The sequence below is a fragment of the Gordonia sp. DT219 genome, assembly GCF_049847065.1.
Taxonomy (GTDB): Bacteria; Actinomycetota; Actinomycetes; order Mycobacteriales; family Mycobacteriaceae; genus Gordonia.
On record NZ_JBNCNR010000018.1, the window covers coordinates 49095 to 59932 of the forward strand.

General features: G+C 67.4%; 9 protein-coding genes. 5 read left to right on the forward strand and 4 right to left on the reverse strand.

Annotated features, from left to right (window positions below; genetic code table 11):
• Window positions 1-224: 224 nt before the first annotated feature.
• On the forward strand, window positions 225-4139 hold the full coding sequence (locus ACPXB3_RS17685; protein ID WP_425728804.1) for a Pls/PosA family non-ribosomal peptide synthetase: 3915 nt from the start codon (window positions 225-227) through the stop codon (window positions 4137-4139).
• A gap of 28 nt (window positions 4140-4167) precedes the next feature.
• Here ACPXB3_RS17685 and ACPXB3_RS17690 read toward each other — a convergent pair whose 3' ends face one another.
• Entirely contained in the window at window positions 4168-4731 is a 564-nt protein-coding gene (locus ACPXB3_RS17690; protein ID WP_425704433.1) for an HdeD family acid-resistance protein, read from the reverse strand.
• A 161-nt stretch (window positions 4732-4892) separates the two neighbouring features.
• Between ACPXB3_RS17690 and ACPXB3_RS17695 the strand changes: the two genes are divergently transcribed.
• The gene (locus tag ACPXB3_RS17695) at window positions 4893-5798 is read left to right on the forward strand and encodes an acyl-CoA thioesterase domain-containing protein (protein WP_425728806.1); all 906 of its coding nucleotides are present in this window, start codon (window positions 4893-4895) and stop codon (window positions 5796-5798) included.
• A gap of 130 nt (window positions 5799-5928) precedes the next feature.
• Window positions 5929-6972 (forward strand): DUF4185 domain-containing protein, encoded by a 1044-nt coding sequence (locus tag ACPXB3_RS17700; protein ID WP_425704464.1) that lies wholly within the window; start codon window positions 5929-5931, stop codon window positions 6970-6972.
• Window positions 6973-6980: 8 nt separating this feature from the next.
• Here the strand turns inward: ACPXB3_RS17700 and ACPXB3_RS17705 are convergent, their stop codons facing one another.
• The 3 genes from ACPXB3_RS17705 to ACPXB3_RS17715 all read right to left on the reverse strand — a co-directional run bounded on the left by ACPXB3_RS17705 (window position 6981) and on the right by ACPXB3_RS17715 (window position 9418).
• Window positions 6981-7655 (reverse strand): DUF305 domain-containing protein, encoded by a 675-nt coding sequence (locus ACPXB3_RS17705; protein WP_425728808.1) that lies wholly within the window; start codon window positions 7653-7655, stop codon window positions 6981-6983.
• A gap of 61 nt (window positions 7656-7716) precedes the next feature.
• The gene (locus tag ACPXB3_RS17710) at window positions 7717-8163 is read right to left on the reverse strand and encodes a hypothetical protein (protein WP_425728810.1); all 447 of its coding nucleotides are present in this window, start codon (window positions 8161-8163) and stop codon (window positions 7717-7719) included.
• Window positions 8164-8167: 4 nt separating this feature from the next.
• Window positions 8168-9418, reverse strand: a complete 1251-nt coding sequence (locus tag ACPXB3_RS17715) for a phosphatase PAP2 family protein (protein WP_425728812.1) — start codon at window positions 9416-9418, stop codon at window positions 8168-8170.
• 236 nt (window positions 9419-9654) lie between these two features.
• Here ACPXB3_RS17715 and ACPXB3_RS17720 point away from each other — a divergent pair, with 236 nt between their 5' ends.
• A complete protein-coding gene (locus ACPXB3_RS17720; protein ID WP_425704438.1) occupies window positions 9655-9861 on the forward strand; it encodes a hypothetical protein in 207 nt (68 codons plus the stop codon).
• A 65-nt stretch (window positions 9862-9926) separates the two neighbouring features.
• A complete protein-coding gene (locus ACPXB3_RS17725; RefSeq protein WP_425704439.1) occupies window positions 9927-10703 on the forward strand; it encodes a deoxyribonuclease IV in 777 nt (258 codons plus the stop codon).
• The last annotated feature ends 135 nt before the right edge of the window (window positions 10704-10838 follow it).

Sequence of the window (10838 nt, forward strand, 5' to 3'; positions counted from 1 at the left end):
CTCAGGGGCCTCGGAGACTTCGTGGACGTGTCGTTACGTGAACGAGACCCATGTGTAAGTGAACCTACACCTGGATGAGGATCGGTTCCGGCCGATGGCCGGGCTTTGAGTGCGGACTCACCCCGGTCGGGGAATCGGTGACGATCGACACCTGACGTTCACCCGTGTCCCCCGCAACTCACCACGTTCGCGGGATATATTGCTCGTTCCATGTCGAGACAACGGTGGTGAGTGTGGAGATACCGGCGCAGTATCTGCTGTCGTCGCAGGCCAGCGACCCGCGAACACTGTGTGACATTCTCGACGCGACCGCCGCTCGCCATCCCGACGCCGCCGCGATCGATGACGGCGACCGCGTGTACAGCTACGCACAGTTGCGGGCGGTCGTCCGGCGGGGCGCGGACCGGCTGGCCGCGGCCGGGGTCCGACGAGGCGGGCGTGTCGGCATCCGGATGCCATCGGGCTCCCGTGACCTCTACACGGCGATCCTCTCGACGCTCTACGCCGGCGCGGCCTACGTTCCCGTCGACGCCGACGATCCCGACGAACGCGCCGAGCTGGTCTTCGGTGAAGCGGCGATCGATGCGCTCGTCGACGCCGACGGCATTCATCCGGCGGGCACTCGGCCGAACGCGGACGAACAGGCCACCGAGACCGCGAATATCGTTACCGCAGCCGATAACTCACGTCCCACCCCCACCGACGACGCGTGGATCATCTTCACCTCCGGCTCCACCGGAACACCCAAAGGTGTTGCGGTGACCCATCGCAACGCCGCGGCGTTCGTCGACGCCGAGGCGCGGCTGTTCCTGCGCGACGAACCCATCGGGCCGGGCGACCGGGTGCTCGCCGGCCTCTCGGTGGCCTTCGACGCGTCCTGCGAGGAAATGTGGCTGGCATGGCGCAACGGGGCATGTCTGGTGCCGGCACCGCGCTCACTGGTACGCAGCGGAATGGACCTGGGGCCGTGGCTGGTTCAACGCGACATCACCGTCGTCTCCACCGTGCCGACCCTGGCGTCCCTGTGGCCGCCCGAGGCGCTGGAGGCAGTGCGTCTGCTGATCTTCGGCGGCGAGGCGTGCCCGCCGGAACTCGCTGCGCGCCTGGCTGTTCCCGGCCGCGAGGTGTGGAACACCTACGGCCCCACCGAGGCGACGGTGGTGGCATGTGCCGCACCGCTGGGCGGGCCCGGTCCGGTGCGTATCGGACTGCCGCTGCCGGGTTGGGATCTCGCAGTCGTCGGACCCGACGGTCAGCCGGTCACCGAGGGCGACACCGGCGAACTGATCATCGGCGGCGTCGGCCTGGCACACTATCTCGATCCGGCAAAGGACGCCGAGAAGTACGCGCCGATGCCGACTCTGGGCTGGGAGCGCGCCTACCGCAGCGGCGACCTCGTCCGTCTCGACGCCGCGGGCCTGGTGTTCGTCGGCCGCGCCGACGATCAGGTCAAGGTCGGCGGCCGGCGGATCGAACTCGGCGAGATCGACAATGCGCTGCAACACCTTCCGGGGGTCAGCGGGGCGGCCGCGGCGGTGCGGCAATCGGCGGCGGGCAACAGCCTGCTTGTCGGATACCTCGTCTCGGCCGATCCCGGCTTCGACGTCGCCCGCGCACACGCCCTGCTCTCCGAACGGTTGCCGGCCGCGATGGTGCCGCGACTCGCGCTCGTCGACGAACTGCCCACCCGGACCTCCGGCAAGGTGGACCGCAACGCGCTGCCGTGGCCGCTGCCCGGCGCGAACGCCGACGACGACGATGACGCCGACGACTTCACCGCCACCGAACAGTGGCTCGCCGACCGCTGGACCGACGTCCTCGGCGCACACATCACCAGCCTCGACGCCGACTTCTTCACCGAGGGCGGCGGGTCGCTGTCGGCGGCGCAACTGGTGACCGCCTTGCGTGAGCGCTACCCGCAGGCCACCGTCGCCGACCTCTACGACCACCCACGCCTCGGCTCGCTGGCCCGCATGCTCGACGCCATCGCCCCGGCCACCGTCGTCGTCGAGCGCGAGGTCCGCCCGACCCCGCGGCGCACCGGCGTCGCGCAGGTGCTGTTGTCGGTGCCGATGACCACGCTGACCGGGCTGCAGTGGGCCACCTGGCTGGGCGTGACCAACAACGTCGCCGCCTGGGCGACGCGGCAACTCGATGTGTCGGTGCCGTGGCTGATCGAGGTCAACTGGTGGGTCGTGGTGGCCGCCTTCCTGGTGTTCATCACGCCGCCGGGCCGGATGATCATCGCGGCAACCGGCGCCCGCACCCTGCTCGCGGGCGTGACCCCCGGCGACTATCCGCGCGGCGGCATCGTCCACCTGCGGTTGTGGATGGCCGAGCGTCTCCTCGAGGCCGCGGGCGCGGCGAACATGTCCGGCGCCCCGTGGATGATCTACCTGGCCCGAGCGCTGGGCGCGACCGTCGGGAGTGGCGTCGACCTGCACACCATCCCGCCGGTGACCGGCATGCTCACCGTTGGCGAGGGCGCGTCGATCGAGCCCGAGGTCGATCTGTCGGGCTGGTGGATCGACGGCGACGTCGTCCGCATCGGCGAGATCGTCATCAAACGCGGAGCATCTGTCGGGGCCCGCTCCACCCTGGCGCCGGGGGCGGTGATCGGCCGCGACGCCGAGATCGCGCCCGGATCGGCGGTCTTCGGGCGCGTCAAGAAGGCACAGCACTGGGCCGGTTCGCCGGCGATCAAGGTGGGCCGCGCCGGGCATCCGTGGCCCGAACACCGCCCGCCGAAGGCCTCGGGCTGGGTCCCCGTCTACGGCTTGTCTTCGCTACTGCTCGCCGCGATCCCGTTGATCTCCCTCGGCGCCGGCCTGGTGATCATCGGCACGTGGGCATTGCGCGCCGACCGGCTGCGCGACGTCGCCACCCGGGCGGCGATCCTGACGCCCGCGGCAACCCTGGTGAGCCTCGGCGTGTTCGCCACCATCACCGCGGTGCTCGTCCGCCTGCTCGCAATCGGCATGACCAGGGGCTATCATCCGGTCCGGTCACGGGTGGGCTGGCAGGTGTGGATGACCGAGCGGCTGCTCGATTCGGCACGGACGTACCTGTTCCCGCTGTACGCGAGCCTGCTCACGCCGTGGTGGTTCCGCATTCTCGGCGTCAAGGTCGGCAAGGGCACCGAGATCTCCACGGCGCTGGTCCTACCGAAGTTCACCACCATCGACGACGGCTCGTTCCTGGCCGACGACACCATGGTCGCCTCCTACGAACTCGGCGGCGGCTGGTTGCACATCGACGACGCGAAGATCGGCAAGCGCTCGTTCCTGGGCAACTCCGGCATGGCCGGACCGGGCCGCAAGGTGCCGAAAAACGGTCTCGTCGCCGTACTCTCGGCCGCCCCCGACCGTGCGAAGTCCGGGTCGAGCTGGCTGGGCAGTCCCCCGGTTCGGTTGCGTCGCACCGCAGCTCACACCGACACCGCGCGCACCTTCGATCCGCCGAGGCGTCTCAAGGTGGCCCGTTCGGTGATCGAGACCCTGCGGCTGATCCCGGTGATGGTGTCGTTCGGGCTCGGGCTGTTCACGTTGATCGGGCTGCAGTACATCGCTTTTCATGCCGATTACGTGATCGCCGGACTGGTCAGCGGACTGATCCTGCTCGTTGCCGGCGCCGCCGCCTGCTGCATCGCCGCAGCGGCGAAATGGCTCGTGGTCGGGCGGATCGAGGTCTCCGAACATCCGCTGTGGAGTTCGTTCGTGTGGCGCAACGAGTTGTCCGACGCCTTCGTGGAAACCGTTGCCGCACCGTGGTTTGCGAACGCGGCGACCGGCACCCCGATCCTCAACCTGTGGCTGCGGATGCTCGGCGCGAAGATCGGCCGCGGCGTCTGGTGCGAGACCTATTGGCTCCCCGAGGCCGATCTGGTGTCACTCGGCGACGGTGCGACCGTCGAGCGTGGTTGCGTCGTCCAGACCCACCTGTTCCACGATCGCGTGATGGCCATCGACCGGGTCACGCTGGAAGCCGGCGCGACGATGGGGCCGCACTGCGTCGCCCTGCCTGCATCGGGGATCGGCACGTCGGCGACGGTCGGCCCCGCGTCATTGGTGATGCGCGGCGACGTGGTCCCGGCCCACACCCGCTGGCAGGGCAACCCGATCGCGCCCTGGTTCGGGTGAGGCCGGAAGGTCGGAATCGGCGTCGGGGTCAGGCGCCTTCGACCTTCTTGGGCAGGGTGCACAGGGTGGCGATGCTCAGCACGATGAGCATGATGCCGCCGACGAACACCACCACGGTGACCGCGAACTGCCCCAGGATGATCATCACGATGCCGGCGAGTACCGAGACGATCCCGGAGAGCACCAGGAACCACGTCGGTGAGTGCTGCGAACCCGACGCCGCACCGAACAGATCGTGCACGCCCTGGAAGATCCAGCCGATACCGATGAACAGTGCGAGCAGCCACACCGCGTCGTCCGGGCTGAACAATGCGATGAGACCGACCACCAACGTCAGCACGCCGACGATGCCGAGCATCGCGCGCGCCCCGCCGGAGAGGAACGACGCCGCGAACGCCTGATAGATGCGGAAGATGCCCGCGATGATCAGGGAAATGCCGAAGAGCACCGCCAGCACCAGAGTGGTGGCCCCGGGCCAGAACACGGCGACGAGGCCGAGCACGATGCCGACGATGGAGGTCACGATCAGGGCGGTGCGGACCGCGCCGACGATCTCGCTGGGAAATTGCTTGGTGTTCACACCGAATGTCATTTCCGCAGATTATCCCGTCATGGGCGTCGGCGGTGGGTGCTCGGCCCAGGTTGGGTCCAATGTCCTACGCACCGCACCGCCACACCAGCAGAATTCACGTCACCGTTTCGACGATGTACCCCGCGCGTCGGGCGAATGGCACGGAGCGGTAAACAGATCAGATGAGCGACGTCGCGTTCTTCCGGCCCGATTCCGACGGGCGGGTGACACCACTGCCCTACGCCCGAAGCCTGTGGGCACCGGGCACTCTCAACGGTCCCGCGGTGTGCGCGCTGGCCGCACACACCGCCGAATCGGAGTTCGCCGAACCGGGTTTCCGAGCCGCGCGATTCACCATCGACCTGTTCAAGGTGGCGCGGGAGGCGCCGACCGAGACCCGGACGCGGCTGCTGCGCGCGGGCGGACGTATCCGGGTGGCCGAGGTCGACGTGGTGCAGTACCCGGATGACACCCCCGGCAGTGGCACCTCAGAGGGCGGTGCCGAGGTCGTCGTGGCCCGGGCGACCACCGTGTTCCTCCGTGAGTCGCAGAACCCGCCGGGTCAGCGCTGGCAGCGGCCGGCGCAGGCGAGCACCTTCCATCCGCCGGCCGGACCGATCGACGATTACGCGCCGCGGTTCTCCTCCGACGCGGCCGACACCGACGCGGCCGACACCGGCGCAGCCGAGGTCGGCGACTGGGACGACGACATGCGCAGACACCAGAACGGGCTGCGCAAGCGCGTGTGGACGCGGGCCGCGCCGGCGGTCGCAGGCGCCGAGCTGACGCCGTTCGTCCGCGCCGCGATCAGTGCGGAATCCACGAGCCTCATCGGCAATTGGGGCTCGTCGGGAATCGGCTTCATCAATTGCGATCTGACAGTGGCATTGTCGCGCCTGCCGCGGGGTGAGCGCATCGGCGTCGAGGCCGATACGCACACCGAGCACGACGGGATCTCGGTGTCGACGGCCGGGCTCTACGACGTCGACGGGATGTGGGGCGTCGGGATGGTGACCGCGGTGAACAACGCTGCCGCCGAGATCGATTTCACCAGCGTCGACCTCCACGGGCGTTACCGCGAGGCGTGAGACACACACCACTGTAGTGACCGGGAGCACACACCGGACCGGTAGCTTTGCTAAGGTCCACGCCATGATCCGGTTCCCACTGCAGCTGTCGAATCGACTGCGCGTGATCGGATCGCACCGACGAACCGCGGTGGCCGTCGCGGCCACGACGGTCGCCCTCACGGCCTGCGGAATCTTCGGCGGACCGGCGGGGGCCGCGACGTACGCCGCGGGGTCGGGCACCACCGTCGCGCGGCTCACCGGGCCCGGCGCGATCAACGACACCGTCGGCCGATACGACATCGTCGGCACCGATCTCGGGGTCATGTGGGACAACGGCCGCGGCGAGATCCTCACCGCCTTCGGCGACACCCAATCATTCGACGGCCGTTCCCTGCTCTACGGGTCACTGTTCCACTGGCGTTCGAATGTGCTGCTGCGCAGTACCGATCACAATCTCGCCGACGGCATGACCTTCACCGGTCACAGCGGACCGCCCGGATACGCGAATCGCCTTCTCAAACCCAATCTGCGCCAAGAGATCACGCTGATCCCGACCTCCGGGGTGTCGGTCGGCAACACCCAGTACCTGAACTTCATGTCGGTGAAACACTGGTTGGGCGACAGCCATTGGATCACCAACTATGCGGGCCTCGCACGGTCCGACGACAACGGAAACACCTGGCGGCGGGTCGGGCCACAGCGCCCCAACACCGGCGGGGACGTCAAGTTCCAGATGGCCTCCTACCTCAAGGTCGGTGACACCGTCTATCAGTACGGCACTCCCGACAGTCGTTCGGGCTCGGTCTATCTGGCGCGTGTACCGGCGGCACAGATGGAGAACGCCGGTGCCTACGAGTATTTCTCGAACGGCCGGTGGGTGGCGCGCAACCCCGGGGCCGCCACTCCGGTGATGCCGCCCAAGAACGGTGAGATGTCGGTGGCGTGGAACTCGTATCTGGGCAAGTACATCTCGCTGGTGCAAACCGAACCCGGCGTCAAGCTACGCACCGCGGACCGTCCCGAGGGTCCGTGGTCGGCAGGCGAACTCGTCGTCTCCCGCAACGATCCCTACTCGGGGTACGCGCCGTTCATCCACCCGTGGTCGACATCCGGCCCGACCCTCTACTTCACATATTCGATCTTCGCCGGCTATCAGGTCTACCTGATGCGACTCCCGTTGCGCCGTGGCTGAATCGGGTACTACCGCCCGAGCATCGCGTTCATCTGATCGATCTCGGCCTGCTGCGAAGTCTTGATCCGGGTTGCCAATGCCCGTGATTCGGGGTTGATCCCGTTCTTCAACTCGTCGTCGGCCATGGCGATCGCGCCCTGGTGGTGGGCGATCATGCCCTGCAGCCACAGCGTGTCGAACTGCGCGCCGGTGGCCTTCTCCATCGCCTCCATCTGCGTCTGCGGCATCATCCCGCCCATCTCGCCGCTGCTCATCTGACCGTCATCCATCGAGTGCCCGCCGTGACCGGTGCCGTCGACGGCCACACCCCACGACTTCAGGCGCGCGGTCATCTGGTCGATCTCGGGCTGCTGGGCGTTCTTGATCTGTGTTGCCAGTGCCCGCAATTGGGCGTTCTGCGTCCGTGTGGGTACCAGGTCGGCCATGGCGACGGCCTGCTCGTGATGCGGAATCATCATCTGGGTGAACATGACGTCGGCCGCATTGTGTGCCGACATGCCCGGCGCAGAGGTGACCGGCGCAGAGGGGACCGGCGCCGAGGTGACCGAACTGCCGTGCCCGGAATGGCCCGCGCCGGTGCTTTCCGGCCCGGGATCGGTTGACGAGCAGGCCGATGCGATCAGCGCTGCCGTTGCCAGTGCGGCGGCAGCGGAGGCGAGCTTGCGTGTGGTGGTGAGGTACATCCGAAAACTCCTGTCTGGTTGGTGAATTGCGCGTCCGATGCGGCCCCGAAGGGCAGGACCATCAGCAGCGGATCACCGACAGGGTCAGATGGGTTGGCTGCGCCCACGGCGGCGGTCGACCGAGATGTCCGAGCAGGGCCGGCGCGATGCCGACCAGGACGGGCAACGCTGCAAATCCCCACACGAGCAGTACGAGAATCACCGGTGGGGTCGGAACATCGTCACCGCGTACGAAGACACAGTGGTGCCCCATCACGCAGTCACCGGCGTCACTCATGTGACCGGTCGATGTGTCCCCCGCCGTGGTCATCGACACCGGCACGTCATCATGCGGCAGCCGCGGAGGAGTCGCGCCGCGTTCGACCTCGTGCATCTCGCCGCGCGCGACGAGATGGTCACCGCAGCATGTGACCAGTGCATGCATCAGCAAGACCGCGACGGCGAGTACACCGATCACGACCCGAATCCACCACGGCCGATGCCGAATTCGCACGGACGACATGGACATCGACTCAGGTGGCCGGCGCCTCGGCGCCTGCGGACTCGTCCGATATACCGTCCGCTTCAGCGGCTTTGCGCCGTTGGCGTGGCCCGATGATCTTGTGTTCGATGATCTGATACACCGCGATGACCGCCGCGGCGAGCGCCCAGCCGAGCAGGATGTCGAACACGTAATGCTCTGCGGTATAGACGAGGGTGAAGGCCATCGCGAGGGCGTACCCCATGAACAGTGTTTTACCCAGCGCCTTGACGCGCGGCCACATGAACAATGCGAGCAGCATCGTCAACCCGGCATGCAGCGACGGGATCGCGGCGACCAGATTCGACTTGCCCTGACCGATCTGGATGAGATCGGACGCCACATGGATGTGAAGGAACTCCCAGCCGCGCGCCGAGATTCGCTCGACGTACGGCGCGGCGTCGGCGTGGCTCGGGTTGATCGGTCCGAGAATTCCACCGGGTTCGGTGGCCTGCGGCGTCGTCATGCAGATCGCCTCGCGCGGCCCGTCGGCGACCTCCGCGGAGGTACACCGGGCGGCCGCCCACGGCGGCGCAGCGGGCACAAAGGTGTAGCCGACGAGGCCGAGGAACGTGGCTGCGATGAAGCAGGCTGCGAAGCGTCGCCAGGTCGCGCGATCACGCAGCCACAACACGGCCGCGACGGCGTAGGGGACGACGAAGAAGGACATGTAGACGATGCTCGTGAGGACTTCCCACCACGGTGCCGACGGCTCCTTCAGATGAGCCTGCAGCCACACCGTGGGCACCACACCGAAAATCGCCTTGTCGACGTCGGGTGCCAGATGCCAGGCAACGGGGACCTGGATGATCTGGGCGATATTGCGCGTCCAGTCGTAGAGCATCAGGATCAGCGCGAACGGAGCCCAGTCGAGGAGGACGGTGATGATCTTGCGCCGGCCGATGCTGGCTGCGATGAGGCCCAGACACAGCAGAACGATGAGACGTGTCCGGTCGAATGCCAGGCCGTACACGGTGATCTGCCAGACCATGAACAGCACCCACGCGGTGATCGCGATCCGTCGCACCATCGTGAGGTCGCGGCGCTTGGCCGGTTCGGCCTCCATCTCGGCCGCGGCGGCGAGATCGGACAGGATGGGTTCCACTCCCGTCGGCTCGGCCGTCTCATCCTCGTCGGGGGCGGTATCGCCCGGTTCGGACGCACCGCGCGAATCGGACTTCGCGAAGCCGTCACGGCGCCGGCCACCTGGGCGTGGCGCATCGATGGATTCGTCAATACTCACGCCTACCCCGCATCGTCATTGCCCGATCACCCGTCCGTAACCCGTAGTCAGCCTAATGAACATGTGGCGTCGGGGACGCATCGTGCGGCGTAGTCCCTTGTCACCGACGCAAAGGAGTACGGCGGTCGCACGCGACCGGCCCTGTGGACCTACACTCGAGTGGCGTACGTCACATCGCCGGGGTGTGTCCGTTTACGCTCGGACCAACCGGCCGAGCCCGGGTCAGGAGGTTCCCCATGCCGAACAGATTCCTGCGTTACGGCGACCAGCGCTACATCATCACCAAGGAGGCCGAGGCGCGCCTCGACCGAGCACTCGACTCGGTCTACGCCGACGGCGGTGGCCACCAGTGGCTGAACCTCTACCCCAGCACCGAGGCGCCGTGCCGACTGCTCATCGCCTCCGGGGTGCCGATCACCATCGAGACCGAGCCCAACGACTGAAGTCTCGGTCGCGGGTTCGGCGTCGCCGTGACTGCGGTGATCACCGACAACTAGGCTTGTGAGCCATGCGCATCGGAGCTCATCTGCGGGAGGACGACGACCCGCTGACCACCGCGTCGGACCTGGGCATCGATCTGTTCCAGATGTTCGTCACGGATCCGCAGAAGTGGAAGAAGCCGGTTCCCCGGCCGGACGCGCAGGCGATCCGCGACTCGCCGATCGACGTCGTCGTGCACTCCAGTTACCAGATCAACGTGGCCAGCCTGAACAATCGACTGCGCATGCCCTCCCGCAAGGCGGTCGAGGAGCAGGCTGCGGCCGCCGCGGAGCTCGGGGCCTTCGGGCTCGTCGTGCATGGCGGCCATCTGCGTGACGGCGAGGACTCCGCGGAGGGATTTGCCAACTGGCGCAAGCTCTTCGACCGCCAGGTCGACAAGGGCGGCTTCGGGGTGCCGATCCTCATCGAGAACACCGCGGGCGGCGACCACGCGATGGCCCGCACCCTCGAGGCGATCGATCGTCTGTGGGAGGCGGTCGGCGACTTCGAGCAGGCCGGGTTCTGTCTCGACACCTGCCACGCGTGGGCCGGCGGCGAAGACCTCGTCGGACTCGTCGAACGCGTCCGCGAGATCACCGGCCGCATCGATCTGGTGCACCTCAACAACTCCCGCGACGAGTTCGACTCCGGACGCGACCGGCACGCCAACCTCGCGTCGGGACATATCGATCCCGAGGTCCTCGTCGCGGTGGCCGCTGCCGCCGACGCCCCGGTCATCCTCGAGACACCGGCCGACGGCATCCCCGATGACCTCGAGTATCTGCGGTCGACACTACCGGCCTGACCAGCGACGATCTCGAATATTCAACGGGTATTCGATCTTTGTTGCCGCCCTGACATTACGGGCGTAGACTCGAACGCACCAGCGACGAACTGATGTTTGATCGCATTCACTTTGGTCGTATTCACTGGGGGGTGA

Bases quoted from the DNA above. Each gene is read 5' to 3' on its own strand.
- ACPXB3_RS17695 (WP_425728806.1), top strand. From the start codon at position 4,893: ATGAGCGACGTCGCGTTCTTCCGGCCCGATTCCGACGGGCGGGTGACA.
- ACPXB3_RS17710 (WP_425728810.1), bottom strand. From the start codon at position 8,163: ATGTCCATGTCGTCCGTGCGAATTCGGCATCGGCCGTGGTGGATTCGG.
- ACPXB3_RS17720 (WP_425704438.1), top strand. From the start codon at position 9,655: ATGCCGAACAGATTCCTGCGTTACGGCGACCAGCGCTACATCATCACC.
- ACPXB3_RS17705 (WP_425728808.1), bottom strand. From the start codon at position 7,655: ATGTACCTCACCACCACACGCAAGCTCGCCTCCGCTGCCGCCGCACTG.
- ACPXB3_RS17690 (WP_425704433.1), bottom strand. From the start codon at position 4,731: ATGACATTCGGTGTGAACACCAAGCAATTTCCCAGCGAGATCGTCGGC.
- ACPXB3_RS17725 (WP_425704439.1), top strand. From the start codon at position 9,927: ATGCGCATCGGAGCTCATCTGCGGGAGGACGACGACCCGCTGACCACC.